General features: G+C 64.4%; 16 protein-coding genes. 9 read left to right on the top strand and 7 right to left on the bottom strand.

Annotation, left to right across the window (positions count from 1 at the left end; genetic code table 11):
• Nucleotides 1–160 precede the first annotated feature (160 nt).
• The 7 genes from C7453_RS08300 to C7453_RS08270 all read left to right on the top strand — a co-directional run bounded on the left by C7453_RS08300 (nt 161) and on the right by C7453_RS08270 (nt 6,121).
• On the top strand, nt 161–904 hold the full coding sequence (locus tag C7453_RS08300) for a TlyA family RNA methyltransferase (protein WP_114727039.1): 744 nt from the start codon (nt 161–163) through the stop codon (nt 902–904).
• 93 nt (nt 905–997) lie between these two features.
• Nucleotides 998–2,215 (top strand): 23S rRNA (adenine(2503)-C(2))-methyltransferase RlmN, encoded by a 1,218-nt coding sequence (gene rlmN / locus C7453_RS08295; protein ID WP_114727038.1) that lies wholly within the window; start codon nt 998–1,000, stop codon nt 2,213–2,215.
• A gap of 143 nt (nt 2,216–2,358) precedes the next feature.
• Entirely contained in the window at nt 2,359–3,588 is a 1,230-nt protein-coding gene (locus C7453_RS08290) for an argininosuccinate synthase (RefSeq protein WP_114727037.1), read from the top strand.
• Between the two features lie 48 nt (nt 3,589–3,636).
• The gene (locus C7453_RS08285; RefSeq protein WP_114727036.1) at nt 3,637–4,128 is read left to right on the top strand and encodes an FKBP-type peptidyl-prolyl cis-trans isomerase; all 492 of its coding nucleotides are present in this window, start codon (nt 3,637–3,639) and stop codon (nt 4,126–4,128) included.
• A gap of 23 nt (nt 4,129–4,151) precedes the next feature.
• Nucleotides 4,152–4,628: a c-type cytochrome gene (locus C7453_RS08280; protein ID WP_114727035.1), complete on the top strand. Its 477-nt coding sequence runs from the start codon at nt 4,152–4,154 to the stop codon at nt 4,626–4,628.
• A gap of 65 nt (nt 4,629–4,693) precedes the next feature.
• The gene (trpS, locus tag C7453_RS08275) at nt 4,694–5,689 is read left to right on the top strand and encodes a tryptophan--tRNA ligase (RefSeq protein WP_114727034.1); all 996 of its coding nucleotides are present in this window, start codon (nt 4,694–4,696) and stop codon (nt 5,687–5,689) included.
• Between the two features lie 12 nt (nt 5,690–5,701).
• Nucleotides 5,702–6,121 carry a secondary thiamine-phosphate synthase enzyme YjbQ gene (locus C7453_RS08270; protein ID WP_114727033.1) on the top strand — a complete coding sequence of 140 codons (420 nt, stop codon included), beginning with the start codon at nt 5,702–5,704 and terminating at the stop codon, nt 6,119–6,121.
• 74 nt (nt 6,122–6,195) lie between these two features.
• On the opposite strand, the gene C7453_RS08265 is transcribed toward C7453_RS08270, so the two are convergent.
• The 3 genes from C7453_RS08265 to C7453_RS08255 are packed head-to-tail and all read right to left on the bottom strand — an operon-like array spanning nt 6,196 to nt 8,974.
• Nucleotides 6,196–6,993 carry a ribonuclease T2 family protein gene (locus C7453_RS08265; protein ID WP_114727032.1) on the bottom strand — a complete coding sequence of 266 codons (798 nt, stop codon included), beginning with the start codon at nt 6,991–6,993 and terminating at the stop codon, nt 6,196–6,198.
• Between the two features lie 14 nt (nt 6,994–7,007).
• Nucleotides 7,008–7,856 carry an S-formylglutathione hydrolase gene (fghA, locus tag C7453_RS08260; RefSeq protein ID WP_114727031.1) on the bottom strand — a complete coding sequence of 283 codons (849 nt, stop codon included), beginning with the start codon at nt 7,854–7,856 and terminating at the stop codon, nt 7,008–7,010.
• A gap of 2 nt (nt 7,857–7,858) precedes the next feature.
• Nucleotides 7,859–8,974 carry an S-(hydroxymethyl)glutathione dehydrogenase/class III alcohol dehydrogenase gene (locus C7453_RS08255; RefSeq protein WP_114727030.1) on the bottom strand — a complete coding sequence of 372 codons (1,116 nt, stop codon included), beginning with the start codon at nt 8,972–8,974 and terminating at the stop codon, nt 7,859–7,861.
• Between the two features lie 225 nt (nt 8,975–9,199).
• Between C7453_RS08255 and C7453_RS08250 the strand changes: the two genes are divergently transcribed.
• The gene (locus C7453_RS08250) at nt 9,200–10,075 is read left to right on the top strand and encodes a bestrophin family protein (protein ID WP_114727029.1); all 876 of its coding nucleotides are present in this window, start codon (nt 9,200–9,202) and stop codon (nt 10,073–10,075) included.
• A gap of 177 nt (nt 10,076–10,252) precedes the next feature.
• Nucleotides 10,253–10,843 (top strand): CarD family transcriptional regulator, encoded by a 591-nt coding sequence (locus tag C7453_RS08245; protein ID WP_114727028.1) that lies wholly within the window; start codon nt 10,253–10,255, stop codon nt 10,841–10,843.
• A 56-nt stretch (nt 10,844–10,899) separates the two neighbouring features.
• On the opposite strand, the gene C7453_RS08240 is transcribed toward C7453_RS08245, so the two are convergent.
• The 4 genes from C7453_RS08240 to C7453_RS08225 all read right to left on the bottom strand — a co-directional run bounded on the left by C7453_RS08240 (nt 10,900) and on the right by C7453_RS08225 (nt 19,515).
• Nucleotides 10,900–11,880 (bottom strand): sterol desaturase family protein, encoded by a 981-nt coding sequence (locus tag C7453_RS08240; protein WP_114727095.1) that lies wholly within the window; start codon nt 11,878–11,880, stop codon nt 10,900–10,902.
• A 157-nt stretch (nt 11,881–12,037) separates the two neighbouring features.
• Nucleotides 12,038–13,204: a nucleotide sugar dehydrogenase gene (locus tag C7453_RS08235; protein WP_114727027.1), complete on the bottom strand. Its 1,167-nt coding sequence runs from the start codon at nt 13,202–13,204 to the stop codon at nt 12,038–12,040.
• A 180-nt stretch (nt 13,205–13,384) separates the two neighbouring features.
• A complete protein-coding gene (locus C7453_RS08230) occupies nt 13,385–17,626 on the bottom strand; it encodes a translocation/assembly module TamB domain-containing protein (RefSeq protein ID WP_114727026.1) in 4,242 nt (1,413 codons plus the stop codon).
• Nucleotides 17,626–19,515: an autotransporter assembly complex protein TamA gene (locus tag C7453_RS08225; protein ID WP_114727025.1), complete on the bottom strand. Its 1,890-nt coding sequence runs from the start codon at nt 19,513–19,515 to the stop codon at nt 17,626–17,628. Before C7453_RS08225 ends, C7453_RS08230 begins: the two co-directional genes overlap by 1 nt.
• Between the last annotated feature and the right edge of the window lies 1 nt (nt 19,516).

Genomic DNA, 19,516 nt, shown 5'->3' with positions numbered 1-19,516 from the left:
TTCCGCCCGATGACGCTCCCCGACCGCTTCATCGACCACAACACGCAGGACGCCCAGTATCGCGAGGCAGGCCTCGACGCCACCGCCATCGCAGCAACCGCCCTGCACGCTCTGGGTGTTGCATCGTCGCAGCAGACGGCCTGATCCGGCGGCAGCGAACATGGCCAAGCAGCGTGCGGATCAGATGCTGGTCGATCGGGGCATGGTAGAAAGCCGTGCCCGCGCCCAGGCGCTGATCCTGGCCGGGGTGGTCTATACGGGCGACAGGCGCGTGGCCAAGGCCGGTGAGCAATTACCCGAGGATGCTCCGCTGCTGCTGAAGGGGCAGGATCATCCCTGGGTCTCGCGCGGCGGCGTGAAGCTGGCCCATGCACTGGAGCATTTCGGCCTGGACCCGGCGGGCGCCGTGGCGCTCGATGTCGGGGCCTCGACCGGCGGTTTTACCGATGTGCTGCTCACGCACGGGGCCGCGAAGGTCTTTGCCGTCGATGTCGGGCATGGGCAACTGGCATGGAAGCTGCGCAGTGACCCGCGCGTGGTGGTGCTGGAAAAATGCAATGCCCGCACGCTGGATGCGGAAACCATCCCGGACCCAATCGATGTGCTGGTCTGCGATGCCAGCTTCATCGGCCTGCGTACGGTCCTGCCGGCCGGTCTGGCCCTGTGCCGGCCGGGTGCCTGGGCCGTGGCGCTGATCAAGCCGCAGTTCGAGGCCGGCCGTGAAGCCGTGGGCGCCAAGGGTGTAGTGCGCGACCCGGCCGTGCATGAGGCGGTCTGCGCCATGATCCAGGAATGGTGGTCCGCCCTGCCCGGCTGGACCGTGCTTGGGGTCGAGCCCAGCCCGATTACCGGCCCCGAGGGCAACCGCGAATTTCTGATCGCGGCGCGGCGCGACGCAGAGTAATTCCCCTTTTTCCATTCGGATGTGTTAGGCAGCGCGGATTCAGCCCATTCGTGCCGCGAATACGCGCGGCGCCTGTCCGATGAGTAGCCGTTCATGACCGCCGTTTCCGCTCACGCGCCCCAGCCCCCCGCAGAGACCGGCCTCGCCGCCTCGCTCACCGAGGTCGAGCGCCAGCGTATCCTGGCGAAATCGGCCCTGTTCGCCCCGCCGACCGGCATGTTGCCGGACGGACGGCGCGATCTGGTCGGCCTGTCGCGTGAGGAACTGACCGATGCGCTGGTCGCGATCGGCGAGAAACCCTTCCGCACCAAGCAGATCTGGCACTGGCTCTATCATCAGGGCGTGACGGATTTCGCGCGGATGAGTTCGATCGCCAAGCCGTTACAGGCCAAGCTGGCCGAACGATTCGTCATCGGCCGGCCCGAAGCCACGACAGTCCAGACCTCGAACGACGAGACCCGCAAGTTCCTCTTCCGTTTCCGCGATGGGCAAGAAGCCGAGACCGTCTATATCCCCGACCGGCGCGAGGATCGTGGTGCCGTCTGCATCTCGTCGCAGGTCGGCTGCACGCTCTCCTGCACTTTCTGCCACACGGGCACGCAGAAGCTGGTGCGCAATCTGGGCGCGGCCGAAATCGTCGGCCAGTTCATGGCGGCGCGTGACAGCTATGGCGAATGGCCCAGCCCCCGAGGCGAGACCCCGCGTCTGCTCTCGACCATCGTGCTGATGGGCATGGGCGAGCCGCTGTATAATTACGAAAACGTCGCCAAGGCGATGAAGATCGTCATGGATGGCGAGGGCATCGGCCTGTCGCGCCGCCGCATCACCCTCTCCACCTCCGGCGTGGTGCCGATGATGGATCAATGCGGATCGGAACTGGGGATCAATCTCGCGATCTCGCTGCACGCCGTGCGCAACGATCTGCGCGACGAGATCGTGCCGCTGAATCGCAAATATCCCATCGAGGAACTGATCGCCGCCTGCCGGCGCTACCCCGCCGCCAGCAATGCCCGGCGCATCACGTTTGAATACATCATGCTACGCGGCGTGAATGACAGCGAGGCCGACGCCCGCGAACTGGTTCGGCTGATCGCCGGCATTCCCGCCAAGGTCAACCTGATCCCGTTCAACCCCTGGCCCGGCAGCGACTACCGGCCCTCGACGCGCGAGCAACTGGCCAAATTCGCCCAGATCGTGATGGATGCCGGCTTCGCCTCGCCCATCCGCATGCCGCGCGGCCGCGACATCCTGGCCGCGTGCGGACAATTGCGCACCGAAAGCCAGCGCGAACGCCGCAGCCTGCCGGCCTGACATCGCAGCGGGGGAGCGCCTGCATTTCAGGCGGCTCCCCCGCTGGCACCATCCTTCATCCAATGCTAGGACGCGGGGATCAGGCGCTCTGCCGCCCGCACTCTTTTCACCTTTTCAGATTCGACGACAGGAGATCCCGTTCCATGGCCGCAAAGGACGTCAAGAAGGTCGTGCTCGCCTATTCGGGTGGTCTCGATACGTCCGTGATTCTGCGCTGGTTGCAGACCACCTATGGTTGCGAGGTCGTGACGTTCACGGCCGATCTGGGCCAGGGCGAGGAACTGGAGCCGGCGCGCAAGAAGGCCGAAATGTTCGGCGTGAAGGAGATCTTCGTCGAGGATCTGCGCGAGACTTTCGTGAAGGACTTCGTCTTTCCGATGTTCCGCGCCAACACGCTGTACGAGGGCCAGTATCTGCTGGGCACCTCGATCGCCCGCCCGCTGATCGCCCAGCGCCAGATCGAGATCGCCGAGGCGGTCGGGGCCGACGCCGTCGCCCATGGCGCGACCGGCAAGGGCAACGACCAGGTGCGCTTCGAACTGGCCTATTACGCGCTGAAGCCCGACGTGACGGTGATCGCGCCGTGGCGGGAGTGGGACCTGACCTCGCGCACCCGTCTGCTGGCTTTCGCCGAGGAACATCAGATTCCCATCGCCAAGGACAAGCGCGGCGAAGCCCCGTTCTCGGTCGATGCCAACCTTCTGCATTCGTCCTCCGAGGGCAAGCTGCTGGAAGACCCGGCCGTGGGGCCAGACGAAATCGTGTTCCAGCGCACCATCTCGCCCGAGGCCGCACCGGATGTGGCGACCGAGATCGCGATCGATTTCGTCTCCGGCGATCCGGTGGCGCTGAATGGGGTGACCCTGTCCCCGGCCACGCTGCTGACGCGGCTGAACGAACTGGGCAAGGCCAACGGCATCGGCCGGCTGGACCTGGTGGAAAACCGCTTCGTCGGCATGAAGTCGCGCGGCATCTACGAAACGCCGGGCGGCACCATTCTGCTGGCGGCGCATCGCAGCATGGAATCCATCACGCTGGACCGCGAGGCCGGGCACCTGAAGGACAGCCTGATGCCCCGCTATGCCGAAATCATCTATAACGGCTTCTGGTTCTCGCCCGAGCGCCGGATGCTTCAGGCCCTGATCGACGAGAGCCAGCATTCGGTGACCGGTCGCGTGCGGCTGAAGCTCTACAAGGGGAACGTGATCTGCGTCGGTCGCGAAAGCCCCAACAGCCTGTACGACACCCGCGTCGTGACCTTCGAGGATGACGAGGGCGCCTACAATCAGGCCGATGCCCAGGGCTTCATCAAGCTGAATGCGCTCCGCCTGCGCCTGGGGGCGCAGATCGGACGCCGGGGCGGCGCGCTGTAAGCGCGACGTCCCTTTCCTGCCTTTTCATTTCCGCCAAACCGAGGTGTCATGAAACGTCTGTCCCGCGTCACTTCCCTCCTTCTGGCTTCCGCGACGGCCCTGTCGCTGGCGGCGTGCGGCGCACGCCCCGAGGAATCCAAGCCGGACATGACGCCCGAGCAGTTCATGGCCAAGATGCGGGCTCAGCCTGGCGTGAAGAGCCTGCCCGACGGCCTGGCCTACAAGGTGTTGGAGAGCGGTCCCAAGGACGGACAGAGCCCCTCGGTCGGCGACGGAATGATGGTGATCTACGAAGGTCGCCTGCCCGAGGGCGGAATCTTCGACAGTTCCGACCAGCACGGCAAGGGGGCCTATATGCAGATGCCGCTGGACGGCGTCATCAAAGGCTGGATGGAAGCCCTGCCGATGATGCATGTGGGTGATACCTGGATGCTCTATGTGCCGCCCGAATTGGGCTACGGCCATCGCTCGATGGGCATCATCCCTGCCGACAGCCCGCTGATCTTCAAGATCCAGCTTCTGGGCGTCTCGAAACAGTAAGCGCAGGAGCCGCGTCGGTGCGCATGATACGGCGCGGACGTCCCCTCGCCCCATTCGTCGCGGGTCTTCTGGGCCTGCTGGCATTGGCGGGGTGTTCGTCGCGCCATAATCTCGGCCAGGCGCGCTATCGGACCAATTGCGGAATCTGCCATCATGGCGGTGAAGGCATGCTGGGGGAAATTCCGCCTTTGACCGGGCGGATCGACCGGATCGCCCGTACGCCGGAGGGGCGGCATTATCTGGTCGATGTGCTGCTGAACGGCTTGAACGGGCCGCTGGTCGCCAATGGCGGACGCTACAATTTCTCCATGCCGTCCTTCCGTCGTCTTTCCGATACCGAGATCGCGGCGATCCTGACCTATCTCTCCGCCAGCGGCGGCCAGGCAGACCCGCCCGTCTTCGCCTCCAGCGAGGTCGCGGCGCAGCGTGCGCAATCCCTCGGGCCCTCCCGTGTGGCGGACGAACGGCGGGCGCTGGACCACGCCCATCCATTGCCCTGAAACCCGGATGTCGTGATCGATGACCGGCTTGACCGGATCGGGTCCGACGCCTGAAAAGAACCCTCATGCAACGCATATTCTCCGGCATTCAGCCGACCGGTATTCCGCAGTTGGGCAATTATCTGGGCGCGATCCGCAACTGGGTCGGGTTGCAGGCCGATCACGAGTGTGTCTTCTGCCTCGTGGATCTGCATGCCATCACGGTGTGGCAGGATCCGGAGGCGCTGCGTCAGCAGACGCTGGCCCAGACCGCCGTACTGCTGGCCGCCGGCATCGACCCGAAGGCCCATATCCTGTTCAATCAATCCGCCGTCAGCGCCCATGCACGGTTGGGCTGGATCTTCAATTGCGTGTCGCGCCTCGGCTGGCTCAATCGCATGACCCAGTTCAAGGACAAGGCAGGCAAGGACCGCGAGAACCACTCGGCCGGCCTGTATGTCTATCCCAACCTGATGGCCGCCGACATCCTGGCCTACAAGGCGACACGGGTGCCGGTCGGTGACGACCAGCGCCAGCATCTGGAACTCGCCAACGACATCGCGCAGAAATTCAACCATGATTACGGCGTGGATTTCTTCCCGGCGATCGAACCGCTGATCCCGCCTGCCGCCGCACGGATCATGAGCCTGCGCGACGGGACGAAGAAGATGTCCAAATCCGATCCGTCGGCCCAAAGCCGGATCGAGATGACCGACGATGCCGACGCGATCGCGCTGAAGATCCGCCGCGCCAAGACCGATCCCGAGCCCCTGCCCTCCGAGCCGGCCGGCTTGCAGGACCGACCCGAGGCCCGCAATCTGGTCGATATCTACGCGGCCCTCGCCGGCATCACGGCGGCCGAAGTGCTGGCGCGCCATGGCGGCGAGGGCTTCGGTCCATTCAAGACGGCGCTGACCGAAGTGCTGGTCCAGAATGTTGTGCCGATTGCCGACGAGACCCGACGCCTGCTGGAAGCACCGGACCATCTGCGCGCGGTGCTGCGCGACGGCGCGGCGCGGGCAACGGAGATCGCCGAACCGATCGTCAGCGAGGCCGAGCGTCTCGTGGGCTTTCTGAAATAGGAACACGATACCATGCGCCAGGCCCTGCATCGCCTCGACATCCCGACCCATGGCAAGGGGCTGGTGATGTTTACCGATGCGGCGCGGCAATGGGTGGCGGAGACCGGGATCGAGACCGGCCTGCTGACGATCTGGTGCCAGCATACGTCGGCATCGCTGACGGTGCAGGAAAACGCAGACCCGACGGTGCGTGAGGATATCAGACGTTTCTTCGAGGCGCTCGTCCCCGAAGCGCCGGGCCGTTACATCCATGACGATGAAGGCCCGGATGACATGCCCGCCCACCTGCGGAGCATGCTGACCCAGACCCAGCTTTCAATTCCGGTTGCCGACGGGCAACCGGTGTTGGGCCTGTGGCAGGGGCTCTATCTGTTCGAGCACCGCCGCCAGCCCCATCGCCGGCAGATTATCCTGCACCTGATCGGCGAATAAGAGGCTGGTTACACAGTGCCGCTACCGGGCCGCCCTTGGCCCGGCAGCGGCAGTTTTCGGTGAACCTCTCGATCTCACCAGCCCGGAACGAGGAACTGCGCGGGGCAATTGTCCTGCGCTTCGGGCGCACGGAAGAACGCGCTGGCCCGTGGGAAGTCGGCCACCCGCTCGCGTTTCAGGGTGAACCAGAGCTGGGTCAACACCTCACGGCCGGCATGATCATGCTCGCAGCGCAACTGAAGGGCGCGGTCCGTTTCAGTGTGGAACGCACCATGAAACGCCTGCATCACCGCGTCCTTGGTCACGACCTGCCCCTGCCATGCCTGCAGGGTAGTGCCGAAATCGGACTGTGCGACCACGGTGCGCATTTCCAGCGCGGTATGGAAAAACGTTTCGGCGGGGATGCCGAAACATTGGACATGCTTGTGATATTCGTGGTCGACCAGACTGTGCGGAAGATGCGCTACGGTCTGGTCCAGCGCCTGCTTCGTCTCGCTGCTGACCGCCAGGGGAGTGGCGGCCTCATGCTCGGGGTAGATGTCGCATCCGGCGGCCCACCAGCGCTGCGGGGGTACGCCCTCGGTTATGAGCGGCTGAGGGCGTGATGCCCACAGGCCATGCAGGCCGATCAGCGGCGCTTTCGGCTGGTCGGGCTGGCAGCCTGGCCCGCTGGCGCAGAAGCCGGGCTGCCAGGTAAGCGCCAGCGTATAATGGCCGAAATCACCGTGCGCGGGCGGGCTGATCACGCTGGCCGCCACCGGCACGGGCGTCGGTGGAACCGGCGTCGGCGCGCAGGCAGCCATGCTGGCCGCCAGAACGAGACCGCCGAACGCAAGGCGCGCATGGCTTGCCACACGATGGGCCATTGTCATGTCATTCTTTCGCTTTATCGGCACAGAATCGCCGCGTGATGGGTCAGATGGTCCTGAATGAAGGACTGGATGAACCAGTAGGAATGATCGTAACCGGGGTGACGGCGCAGGATCAGTTCCTGACCGGCGGCCTTGGCGGCCTGCTCCAGATGCCAGGGCTGCAATTGCGCATCGAGGAACTGGTCCGCCTCACCCTGGTCCACCAGGATGGTCGTCGGATGGGTGCGGCCCGCTTGCAGCAGGAGCGTCGCATCATGGGCGGCCCAGGTCGCGCGGTCCGGCCCCAGATATCCGCTAAAGGCCTTTTCTCCCCATGGGACCGCTGCCGGATGGACGATCGGGGCGAAGGCCGAAACCGATTTCCAGCGATCGGGCGCACGCAGCGCATGTACCAGCGCGCCGTGGCCCCCCATCGAATGCCCCATGATGCCACGCCGCGTGCCGTCCAGCGGGAAGTTGGCCTCGGTCAGAGCCGGCAGTTCCTCGGCCACGTAGGTGCCCATCCGGTAATGGGCGGCCCAGGGCGCCTGCGTCGCGTCCAGGTAGAACCCCGCACCGCTGCCGAAATCGTAGCTGTCGTCCTCTCCGGCGATGCCGGCCCCTCGGGGCGACGTATCCGTCGCCACCAGCGCGACCCGGTATTCCGCCGCGAAGCGTATCGCGTTGGCCTTGATCAGGAAGGTTTCCTCGGTGCAGGTCAGCCCGGCCAGCAGGTGGATAACCGGCACCGGGGCCGCCGACGATGCGCCATCGGGCATGAAGACCGCGAAACGCGCATCCAGTCCCAGGCTTTCGGACGGATGGCTGTAGAAGCCGAGCGTGCCGCCGCAGCAGGCATGGGTGGCGCGGGTGGTGATCGCCACGCTCAGAACTCGACGACGGTGCGGATGCTCTCGCCGCGCGTCATCAGGTCGAAGCCCTCGTTGATCTTCTCCAGCGGCAGGGTGTGGGTGATCAGGCTGTCGATGTCGATCTTGCCGTCCATGTACCAGTCCACGATCTTCGGCACGTCGGTGCGCCCGCGCGCCCCACCGAAGGCCGAACCGATCCAGCGACGGCCGGTCACAAGCTGGAACGGACGGGTGCTGATCTCCTGCCCCGCGCTGGCCACGCCGATGATGGTGGAAACACCCCAGCCACGATGCGAACACTCCAGGGCCTGGCGCATCAGGGTCGGGTTGCCCACGCATTCGAAGGAATAATCGGCACCGCCGCCGGTCAGTTCGACCAGATGCCCCACCACGTCGCCATCGGGGCCGAGATCATTCGGGTTGACGAAATGGGTCATGCCGAACTTGCGCGCCATTTCCTCGCGGCCCGGATTGATGTCAACGCCGACGATCATATCGGCGCCGACCATCCTGGCACCCTGGATGACGTTCAGCCCAATTCCGCCCAGGCCGAACACCACCACGGTCGATCCGGTCTCGACCTTGGCGGTGAACAGCACCGCGCCGATGCCTGTGGTAACGCCGCAGCCGATATAGCAGACCTTGTCGAACGGGGCGTCGGGGCGGATCTTCGCCAGAGCGATTTCGGGCAGCACCGTGTAATTCGCGAAGGTGGAACAGCCCATGTAATGATGGATCGGCCGCCCCTTGTAGGAAAAGCGGCTGGTGCCGTCCGGCATCAGCCCCTTGCCCTGGGTCGCGCGGATGGCGGTACAGAGATTGGTCTTGCGCGAGAGGCAGGATTTACATTCCCGGCATTCGGGCGTGTAGAGCGGGATCACATGGTCGCCGGGCTTCAGGTGCCTGACATCCGGTCCGACCTCGACCACCACGCCGGCACCCTCATGCCCCAGGATGGCCGGAAACAGCCCTTCCGGATCGGCACCCGACAGGGTGTATTTGTCGGTATGGCACAGGCCGGTGGCCTTGATTTCGACCAGCACCTCGCCTGCCTTGGGGCCCTCAAGCTGTACCGTCTCGATTTCGAGTGGCTTGCCAGCCTCGAACGCGACCGCCGCCCTTACGTCCATGATCGTGCCTCTCCAGAATCGTGCGTTGGAATTATCGCATCATAAAGGGTGGCATCTCTAAAAGGGTCAATGCCGCCCGACGGGTTTGCGACAGAGAATGTCCCGACTGTCACAAAATCCATCATTCCGTTCAGACTGTTGTCTTTCGCGGGCGCACGGTCAGTATGGGATTGGTTGGCCGCATTCGGCGGCACGGATGCAGCATGTCCAGAGGGGAAAACATCGATGACCGTCGACCGGCGGATCGGATTATTCATCCTGATGCGCGAAAGCCTGCTGACATTGGCGTTCCTTGGGGCCTGGGACGTCTTCGTCGTCGTCATGTTCCAGGTCTTCCATCAGGATTGGATGGAACAGCCGACCCTGCCGGTGTCCCTTCTCGGCTCGGCCGTCGTGCTGTTTCTCGGCGTGCGTAACAATGCCGCCTACGGACGGTGGTGGGAAGCACGGACGCTGTGGGGCGCGATTACAAACAATTGTCGCTCGTTCGGCCGGCAGGCCGGGTCGCTGCTGGGTGGCCGGCCGGATCTGGCCAGCGCCATGGCGGCTTATCCTTACGCATTGCGTAGCGCCCTTGGTCGGCTGGACGATTCGGCCGATATCGCGCGGCTGCTGCCCCCCGAGATGCGGAAAGCCATCGTCGGCCGGAACAATCAGCCGAATGCCATCCTTTATGAGATCGGACTGGCAGTGAACGAGGAAGTGGCGCGGCAGAAGATTGACGGTGCCGTGCACGGCCAGATCGACCGCATCCTGTCCGATCTGGCCAATGCCCAGGGTGGGCTGGAGCGCATCCGCAATACACCGCTGGCTATTCAGTTTTCGCTGATTCCCCGGCTGGTGGCCAACATGTTCTGCATCATCCTGCCGCTGTCGATGGTGCAGACCCTGGGGTGGATCACGCCCCTGGGCTCATCGCTGGTCGGGCTGCTATTCGTCGCACTGGACAAGATCGGCAGCGACCTGCAGGACCCGTTCGACAATTCGCCCCACGCCATGCCGATGCGGACAATGGCCCGGACGATCGAGATCGACCTGCTGCAGCCGGTCAACATCCCCGTCGAAGGCCCGATCCTGCCGGTGCGTGGCGTGCTATCCTGAGAGCATGACCGGAACCGCCGCTGGTGGCGATCCGACGCGCGTTTGCTGCGCGTCGGTGTTCGCGGCCATCACGGCCGCTCCGCAGCCCGCATTTCCGGCCAGGCTCTGAGCGTTTCGCAGGGCCGGCACGATCCGAGGATCGAGACAGAATGGGAAAAATGTGATATAACTAGTCAAATGAGCATGTTCAGAACGACCCCCAAGGGCGGTGTGACCGACGCAATGGCTCGCACTGCCGCTGCTACAACTGCCGCACAGGCGAAGACCAAGGTCAAGGACGAAGATCCCTTCCGCGAGGGCGATGCCATCGTCTACGCCGCCCACGGTGTCGGACGGGTAGATCGCATCGGCATCGACGAGATCGCGGGCACCAAGCTGGAAATGATCCAGATTTCGTTCCCCGGCAACCAGATGACGCTGCGTATCCCGCTGACCAAGGCGCGCAAGGCCGGCCTCCGCAAGATCGTCTCGCGCGAGATCGTGGACAAGGCCATGGCGATCATCAAAGGCAAGCCGCATGTCAGCCGCGGTATGTGGGCCCGTCGCGCCGTCGCCTATCAGGAAAAGATCAATTCCGGTGATCTGGTCCAGATCGCCGAAGTGCTGCGCGACCTGCGCCGCAATGTCGACAGCCTGGATGGCAGCTTCAGCGAACGCAAGCTTTTCGAAGCGGCGCAGGAACGCTTCGTGGCCGAAGTCGCCGTGTTGGAAGGCAAGGAACCGACTGCGGTCCTGGAATCCCTGACGGCGGCGATGAAGGCTGCCTGATCCTTCCCGGCCCCGATGATATCACCCGTCGGGGCCGGACCTTAAAGACTATATGTTCATGCTCCGCCTGGCCCCGTGGTCGCCGGCGAGCGTGTTTCGGCTCGCCGCCAGCGACGGGTTGCCAGACGCCATGACAGAAGCAGCCCCGCTTTCTGCTGTGCCAGCCAGCCACCGCTGACCAGTGCCGGTTCGGCCTTCGGGTCGCCGGTTTCCACCACATTGTGCGAGAAATTCGCCGTTCTCAGCATCATGTCCCACCAGGGAAAGACCGCACCATAATTGCATGAGCGTCGGCCGGCAGAGCGCAGGCCGTGATGCACACGGTGGAAATGCGGAGAGACCAGGATCCGCTCACCCAGCCAGCCGAACCCGACCCGCGTATTGGCATGCGACAGGCTCTCGACCAGGCACAGGAACAGGATCAGCAACGGGAATTGCAGCGGCGGCACGCCGATCAGCAGCCCGACGGCAATCGCCCAGACATAGGACGTGACATCATCGAGCAGATGATTCCGGTCATCCGACCAGAAGGTCATCTGCGTCTGTGCATGATGCAGGGCGTGCAACCCGTACCACCAGCCGAAGACATGCGACAACCGGTGGCGAACATATTCGGCGAAATCCAGGATCACCGCATACAGGAAGAACGTGACGATCGGCCAGTCCATCAGGCGTGGAAATACGCTTTCCAGCGTCGGCGGAATATAGCCATGGTCGGTCAGGACCCCGTTCAACCAGGTCTGGATTTCGTAGAAGCCGAAGAACGTCACCAGCGGAAACAGGCCGATGCGCGCGATCAGGGTATAGACGATGTCCATGGTCACATTGTCGCGGTTCTCCCATTGCCGCAGGGGCCAGAACCGTTCCAGCGGCATGCAGATCGCAAGGTTCAGCACGACCTGCAATACGCCGTAGATCGCAAACATTGCCCAGAGGAAGGATGTGTCCTCCCACTCCATCCACCCGAAATGGTAGAGGATCGGGATCAGCCAGTTTTCCTGGATCCATCCGGCAAGCCATGAAAACGGATCGATCATCTCCATCCCCCTGTCGTCATAGGCGACCTCGCATAGTCTGTTACAACAGGCACAACAACTCGGTTCTTAAAACAGCAAGGTTGCCTGACGTCGAATCCGGGCCGTCCCACGGGCGGAAGAAGCGGTCCCTTATCCTTGATAATCCTTCCCGTACGTTTCAGTCCGCACCGAAGACATCACGTGTGAAAACCTTGCCCTCAACATCGGCGAGGTCCCTGGTGCGGCGATTCGCCACGATCACGTCGCTAAGCGCCTTGAACTCTGCGAGGTCGTGCACAACGCGCGAGCCAAAGAAGCGGTCATCCTGCATACTGGGCTCGTAGACGATGACTTCGATCCCCTTGGCCTTGATGCGTTTCATGATCCCCTGGATCGAACTCTGCCGGAAATTGTCCGAGCCGGCCTTCATCACCAGCCGATAGATACCGACAATCGTGGGCTTCATCGCGATGACCCGCTCCGCGAGGAAGTCCTTGCGGGTACGGTTTGCATCGACCACTGCCGAGATCAGGTTCTGCGGGACCTGGTCGTAATTGGCGAGAAGCTGCTTCGTATCCTTGGGGAGGCAGTAGCCGCCATAGCCCAGGGACGGATTATTGTAATGTTGCCCGATCCGCGGATCGAGGCAGACACCATCGATGATCTGGCGGGGGTCCAGGGCACGGGCGAGAGCATAGCTGTCGAGCTCGTTAAAGAAGGCCACGCGTAATGCGAGATAGGTATTCGCGAAGAGCTTGATGGCCTCAGCCTCGGAGGGGTCAGTGAGGAGAACGGGGATATCCTTTTCCACGGCTCCTTCGATCAGCAGATCCGCGAAAACGCGGGCGCGTTCGCTGCGCTCGCCCACGATGATTCGCGAGGGATGCAGATTATCGTATAGCGCACGGCCTTCCCGCAGGAATTCGGGCGAAAAGATCACCTGATCGGTCTCCATTCGCGCACGAAGACCTTCGATGAAGCCCACCGGGATCGTCGATTTGATAACGATCGTCGCGGATCTGTTCAGCGCGATGACGTCCGAGACCACAGCCTCCACGGAGGACGTGTCGAAGTGGCTGGTCTCTATATCGTAATTTGTGGGGGTGGCGACGATGACGAAATCGGCATCGCGATACGCCGCGACGGGATCGGACGTCGCCTTCAGCGAAAGCCGTTCATTGGTGAGGAAATCCTCGATTTCCTTGTCGATGAGCGGCGAAATGCGCGCGTTCACCTTCTCGACGCGCGCGGAACTGATATCGACCGCCGTTACGTCATGGTGTTGCGCGAGGAGAATGGCGTTCGACAAACCGACATAGCCGAGACCCGCAACCGCGATTTTCATCAAGTCCTCAATTCATAGCAATCGTGAGAATTGCCGGGGCAGACGAATCCTGTCTTTCGGCCATAGTACTCTTGCCGACGAGCCACGGAATAGGGCTTTCGGTCGGCGATGCCCAGTCGTGGGCCTTCGGCCGGCACGACGGGCAACCCGCAATGCCGATGTCCCGACGGGCCCACACCCTCAATAATTGAACTGATAGGACAGGCCGATACTGCTGCCGGGATCGTTCTCCGGAGTGGTGAAGCCGGTGACGTTGCCGCCGGTGCCTACGGTCGTATTCAACTTCAGGCGGCGTGTCAGGTCGACCTGCACCTGCGCCTGCGTGCCCGATCCGCTGGTGGCCTGTTTCGCACCGACATAAACGCCGCGCATCACGTATTTGCCCGCCTCCACGCTGGTGCCGTTTCCCTTGCCGACGCCCGATCCGCCGGTCAGTTGCAGCCGGTCCAGCCCCAGCGTGCTCCGCACTTTGCCCAGCGGATCGAATGCCGATCCGCCCGTCAGGGTCGCGACGGCCGCCGCCATCTCGGCCATCTGGGTGGTCGAAAGCGATTGCGCATCGGTGCCGAACAGCAGGATCGCCATGATCTGGTCCTGCGACAGCGGTGGCGTGGAGGAAAAACTGATCTTGGGCGCGCTGGCATAGCCGCCGACGATCAGCTTCGCCGTGCCGGCGGCGGTCGCACGTTCGGCCTCGAAATCCAGCGTGGGGTCGATCGCCTGGGTTACGCCCGAACCGTTGAAGGCCACCCGGCCCTTCGTGAATTCCAGCGACACCCCGCCCAGATTGAAACTGCCGCGCCGCATCGTAAACCCGCCGGCGATGTCGGGGGCATCGGCCGTTCCGCCGACATGGAGCCGGCCGCTCATTTCGGCATCCAGCCCATGCCCCCGCACGAACATCTGGCCCGGCGAGGATGCGGTGACATCAAGCCCGACCATGAACCTGTCGACCTTCTCGGCATCCGATGGCGGCGGCTTGTCGCCGGGGCGAATCACATCCAGGGTCGCGATCGATGGCGGCAATGAACTGGGGATATTGATCTCGGCATGCGGGATGACGACCTGCCCCGCCACGTCGATGCGGGAGGCCAGCGCGCCCTTGACGGTCATGTCCGCGTTGATCTGCGCCGTGACCAGATCGCTGGCCAGAGGGCGGGCGTTCTTCGCCGTGATCCGCAGATCGATGGGCAGGCCCGGCTGGAAGGCCCCCAGCGTTCCGCTGACACCGATACTGCCCGGCCCCGCCGTGGCCGACAGATTATCGATCGTCAGCCGGTCATCCTGCGCGATGATCGTTCCCTTCATGTTCGAAAGCTGGATCCCCTGAGCATAATCATGCACCTGACCGCCGGTCAGGGTCACGGTTCCGGAGGCCTTCGGCGCCGACAGCGCACCGCGAAGTGCGATGGACAGGCGCGCGATCCCCTCGACCTGCCGCCCCTGCGCGCCGAGATAGGCATTGGCCGCTGAAAGATCGACATGGCCATCGGCCTGCACGCCCATGGTGCCAGCCGAGCCGGTGGGCACCGTTCCCTTCACCGCAAGGTCGAGCAGAGATCCGGCATGCGCCGAGGCATCGACCCGTGCCTGAGTGCCCGACAATTGCGCAGTCGCATCCAGGTTCAGCGGCGGCAGCGCGCCGCTGAAATCGCTATGATAGGCCAGTCCCCGCGCCGTTACGCTGACCGTACCCTCGGGCTTGGCCGTTGTACCGCGCAAATTGGCCCGGGCACTGATCGTCCCGTCCGCCCGAAGCGACGGCATGAAAGGCCGGGCGATGGCGGGCGTCAGATTATCAACCGTCGCCGTCAGGCCCAGTGCCGGCTTCACGGTACCCGCCACGTCGATCCTGGCCGGCGCCACGCCAGGGGGCGCCAGCGTCAGGCGCAGGTGATCGACGCCGATCGCCTTGCCGAACCCGATCCGCGCCGGCGCCGTCAGCCGGACCGCCTCTCCCCTTGCATTGGCTTCCAGCGACCGGATGGTGACCGACTGCGCCGGCGTATCCACGACCAGGGTGGTGGCCAGCGCTGCCGGAGCACCGGCCAGGGCCTGGAACGTCGCATTGGTGCCGATCGCCATCGCATCGCGCGGTCCGCGCGCCGTCACCCGGACATCTCCCGCCACATTGGGCGCCGATACCCCATCCAGCCGCAATGTCATGTCGGTCAGCGTCGTTCCCAGCGGGTCGGTCACGGTACCGGCCAGAGACAGGCTGCGCAGACGCGCCTGCGCACTGGCCAGCGCGCCGTCGACAGCGACCGTAACGACCGGCGGCTTCGCGTTCGGTCCGTCGTCGGAAGCAGGATCGGATGTGCGGATCGACGCCTTCAGTGAGCCGGATACCGGCTGGCCCACAAGGCGCGACAGATCGGCCAGCCGGTCCATCTGCACATCCAGCGTGCCAAGCGGCGTGACCCGATGCGGGTTCAGTACCAGATGCCCGCTACCCGACAGGCTTTTCCAGTCCAGATGCGCCAGGTCGATGGTCCGCCGCCCCTGCGGGTCCTGTTCCAGATCCGCAGCGATCGACAGCGGGGCGGCGTCCAACGTCCCCTTGGCCATGAGGGTGCCCTGCGGATGCGTGGGCAGGTGATGAAAGACTGCGTCCAGCATGAGCGGGCCGGCCGGCATGTCCTTCGTGCCCAGTTGCCCTTCGAGATGGGCGGTGGCCGAGAAATCGGTCATCGGCCCGTTGATCGCCAGCGTCAGTCCCGCCTGCCCGCGCATGGCCGGTGACGCACGCTGCATATCATCGATCGCCAGTTTCGCGGTCGCATCGATCGCGGCGCCCGTCTTTCCGCCCGTGACCGGGTCTGCCGCCGGAGCGGCCGACCGGCTGCCCGAAACTGCCAGGTGCACGGCCTGCCCATCCAGCGCCAGCCGGTCGATCCGCAAAAGACCGGGATGGTCGCCAACCGCGCTCAGCATGGACGCGCGCAGAGAGAGTTTGCCATCGGCACCGATCAGCGACACCGCCTGCCGAAGGCCCCCGGTAATCGCCAGCGGGCCATCCAGCGCCAGCGTCATCGCGTCGCCGGGCCGCACTGGCATCGCAAACGCGCCATGCAGGCCAAGGTGGCCCTCCAGATCGGTCCCGCCCGCACTCGCGAGGGGCGCCAGCGCCGGCACGTTGAGATCGAATGTTCCATGCGATGGCGTTGCCGTCATCATCTGCCCCGCCAGATGCAGCAGCGTGTGATCCAGTCGCACATCCAGGGGCCAACCTGCGTCATCGGGATGCAGGGACAGATCCAGCGTCAGCGGCGCGGCGGCGAACAGGGCGGGATGACTGCCTGGGATCGACAGCGCGTTGACCGCGGCATGCAGATGGGCGTCGGAAGGCCGGCCGCCGGTCGCCTCATGTCCCTCGAAATCGACCGCGATCCGGTTGGCCGCCACACCTGCCGCCATCGGCTGGTCGAGCGTCAGATGGCCTTCGCCGACCGGATGATGCACATCGCCCGAGAGATGCGCGTCCAAGGCGAGAGCCTGCCAGCCGATCCCGTCACGCACGGTCGTACGGGGCGCACGCGCCATGATAGAGAGCTTCGATTTTACATTTATAAAATCAATTATCCCATTGATATTGGAAGATATAATTCCAGCTTTCAGCGTGAACGCCAGGGTGTTCGCGTTCCTCGGACCATCAAGGTCGAGGGCCAGATGCAATGGATCAAGCGTTTCCAGGCCCGACGCGCTGGCGAAGCCGCCTGGCCCTTCGTCCGCCGTCAGGTGCAGTCCGAGGCGCCCCGGCACGATCTGCGTCCGCAGGGCCAGAGCCCCGACGCGATCCAGACGCTTCAGGTTCAGGTCGATCGCGGCCGTGGGGAGCGTCGCCACGCTGAGCCCATCCAGCACCGGTGCGAGATGAGTCAGACGCGCATTGCCGTCGAGCGAGAATGCGGCATCGCTGCCCGCGATGGCGGCGCCGACCTCGATCCGTCCGACATGGACGGCGCGCAGGTCGATCCCCAGGTCGAAACTGCTGCCATTGCTACTCTTGGTGGACTTCGTCCCGCTTTCCGCCTGGAGGCGCGGAATGGCCAGCCGCGCGATCGACAGCCGATCGACGCGCGCCTGTCGGGCCAGCAGATGAGTCGGCCGCCAGTCCAGTTCCAGCCCCTCGATCGAGAGCCACGTTCCCTTGCGATCGTTGAGGTTGATCCGGGCAATGCGCAGCGCGTCGGGGAAACGGCCCGAAATGCCTTCCAGCGTCACCGCGCCACCCGTCAGTTCGGCCGTCTGGCGCGCAATGGAATGGCGTCCCCAGCCGGTATTGGCCACGATCAGGATGGCTACCACGCCCAGCACAACCACCGCCAGCGGCACGCCGACCAGCAGGCCAAGAGTCCAGGCGACGATCCGCGGCCAGCGTCGTGCGCGCCCGCCGGAAGGGGGCGGAGTCTCCTGCGCCATCAGAAGGTTTCCCCCAGACCGAGATAGAGTTCCCACGTATCGCCGCGCTTCGGCCGGTTGAGCGGCACGGCGATATCCACGCGTACCGGGCCGATGGGCGTATAGTACCGCACGCCGGCACCCGCCCCGACCCGCAGCGTGCCCTGAAACGGCCGGCTGCCCGTGCCGACCTGCCCAGCATCGGCAAACAGCGCCCCGCCGAAACTGCGGAAGAAGCGCTGGCGGAATTCCACCGATCCCGCATCCATCGAGGTGCCGCCGATGGCATATTTGCTGCCCGCGAATTGCGGCCCGACACCCTGGTAACGGAACCCGCGTACGGTGGCGCTGCCACCGGCATACAGCCGCTGGTCGGGCGGAATATCGAAGGTCGAAGCCCCCTGCACGCTGCCAACGATCCCCCGCACCGCGATGATGCTGCGACCGGGACGTGAAATGCCGAGATGCGTCAGGTCGAAGTAGGTCGAGGCGTTCGCCTGCATGATGGTGAAGAACGATGTTCCATTGATCAGCGATGCCGATGGCGTCACGCTGGCGGCCAGCCGCACACCATGCGTGGCCGGGTCGATCGGGTTGCTCAGGCCGGTGCTGTCATAGGTCGCCCCCAGGGGTAGCGAAATGATCGTGTAATCGTTCACCAACCCCATCTGTTCGATCTGTTCCTGTTCCGCCTGCCCTTCGAACGAGACGGTCCAGCGCTGGCCCAGTCTGCGCACCACGCCCGCCCGCACCAGCAGCGCCGTCTGCCGGTAGGAATAGAGAAGCTGGCGGATGCCCTCGACCCGCACGCTGAGATTCTGGTCTCGGGAGCCGAAATCCGGCTTCATCAGGTCGGCATAGACATCGTAGCCCAGCCCCTGCTGGGCCGATCCACCCAGGCCCGTCACCAGTGCCGTCAGGCGCAGGCGCTCGGCATTGCCGAAGATGTTGCGATGCGTCCAGCTTACGCCGCCGCGTCCGCCCAGATCGGTGGAATAGCCGCCCTGCACGGCCACGGTCCGCACCTTGCCTTCCTTGAAATCCAGCGACAGCGGCATCTGGTTGCCTGCTGAAAGCGGCGGCGCGTCATTGACCTGAACATCGGAAAACACCCCCAGCCCGGCCAGGTCCTGCCGGGCGGCTTCGATCCGCGATGGCTGGTACAGGTCGTTGGGATGCATGGTCATCCGCTGTGCGATATAGGCCGGATGCGTACGTTTCATGCCGGAGAGGCTGATCGCGCCGATGGTCACCACCGGGCCGCTGCGCACCGTATATTCCACATCCAGCGTGTGGGTCTCCGGCCGCAGCCACGCTTTCGGCGGGGCTACCTGCGCCAGCGCGTGCCCCTCTTCCTTCATCTCCATTTGCAGGCTTGCCGCCGCCGCCAGCACGTCGGAAGCGATGGCCGGCTGGCCGGACTTCACACCCAGGGCCTTGGTCTCGAGCGGGTTCAGGACAACCGGTCCGGTTCCGTCGCCGGATGCGCGCACCATCGTCACGTGGCCGAGGCGGAATATCTCGCCCTTGGTTGGGGTGATCGTCACCTGCACGGCCTGCCCCTTGGGGATCGCCTGCAGCCATTCCGGCAGTTGCGGATCGGTTCCGTCCATCGGGGTAACGGGCGCCGCATTCTTGTCGCCACGCGTCCGCACGGTGATTTTGATCGCCGGGGCATAGTAGCCGTAGCTTTCCAGCGCGGTGCGCAGCCGGCCGTAATCGTTGCGGATCCGGCCGGCCAGGGCGAACGGGCTGACGGCATGGGTCTTCTGAAGAGACACCAGACTGGATGACGCGCTGATCGCGGCATCCAGTTCGGCTTCACCCGTTGGCGTGATGGTGGTGGTGTAGGTCTGCGGGTCGGCACCGAGAACGGTATCGATCGGCCAGCACAACGCAATCGCGAGCATA

It is taken from the genome of Gluconacetobacter liquefaciens (assembly GCF_003350405.1).
Classification (GTDB): Bacteria; Pseudomonadota; Alphaproteobacteria; order Acetobacterales; family Acetobacteraceae; genus Gluconacetobacter; species Gluconacetobacter liquefaciens.
Note: the sequence above shows the minus strand (reverse complement) of the source record. Positions and strands in the feature narration are given on the sequence as shown.

Excerpts from the sequence above, each read along its gene's own strand:
- C7453_RS08290 (WP_114727037.1), top strand. The coding sequence starts at position 2,359 with ATGGCCGCAAAGGACGTCAAGAAGGTCGTGCTCGCCTATTCGGGTGGT.
- C7453_RS08235 (WP_114727027.1), bottom strand. The coding sequence starts at position 13,204 with ATGAAAATCGCGGTTGCGGGTCTCGGCTATGTCGGTTTGTCGAACGCC.
- trpS (WP_114727034.1), top strand. The coding sequence starts at position 4,694 with ATGCAACGCATATTCTCCGGCATTCAGCCGACCGGTATTCCGCAGTTG.
- C7453_RS08280 (WP_114727035.1), top strand. The coding sequence starts at position 4,152 with ATGATACGGCGCGGACGTCCCCTCGCCCCATTCGTCGCGGGTCTTCTG.
- C7453_RS08265 (WP_114727032.1), bottom strand. The coding sequence starts at position 6,993 with ATGACAATGGCCCATCGTGTGGCAAGCCATGCGCGCCTTGCGTTCGGC.
- C7453_RS08255 (WP_114727030.1), bottom strand. The coding sequence starts at position 8,974 with ATGGACGTAAGGGCGGCGGTCGCGTTCGAGGCTGGCAAGCCACTCGAA.
- C7453_RS08250 (WP_114727029.1), top strand. The coding sequence starts at position 9,200 with ATGACCGTCGACCGGCGGATCGGATTATTCATCCTGATGCGCGAAAGC.
- C7453_RS08225 (WP_114727025.1), bottom strand. The coding sequence starts at position 19,515 with ATGCTCGCGATTGCGTTGTGCTGGCCGATCGATACCGTTCTCGGTGCC.
- C7453_RS08240 (WP_114727095.1), bottom strand. The coding sequence starts at position 11,880 with ATGATCGATCCGTTTTCATGGCTTGCCGGATGGATCCAGGAAAACTGG.
- rlmN (WP_114727038.1), top strand. The coding sequence starts at position 998 with ATGACCGCCGTTTCCGCTCACGCGCCCCAGCCCCCCGCAGAGACCGGC.
- C7453_RS08245 (WP_114727028.1), top strand. The coding sequence starts at position 10,253 with ATGAGCATGTTCAGAACGACCCCCAAGGGCGGTGTGACCGACGCAATG.
- C7453_RS08270 (WP_114727033.1), top strand. The coding sequence starts at position 5,702 with ATGCGCCAGGCCCTGCATCGCCTCGACATCCCGACCCATGGCAAGGGG.
- C7453_RS08300 (WP_114727039.1), top strand. The coding sequence starts at position 161 with ATGGCCAAGCAGCGTGCGGATCAGATGCTGGTCGATCGGGGCATGGTA.
- C7453_RS08230 (WP_114727026.1), bottom strand. The coding sequence starts at position 17,626 with ATGGCGCAGGAGACTCCGCCCCCTTCCGGCGGGCGCGCACGACGCTGG.
- C7453_RS08285 (WP_114727036.1), top strand. The coding sequence starts at position 3,637 with ATGAAACGTCTGTCCCGCGTCACTTCCCTCCTTCTGGCTTCCGCGACG.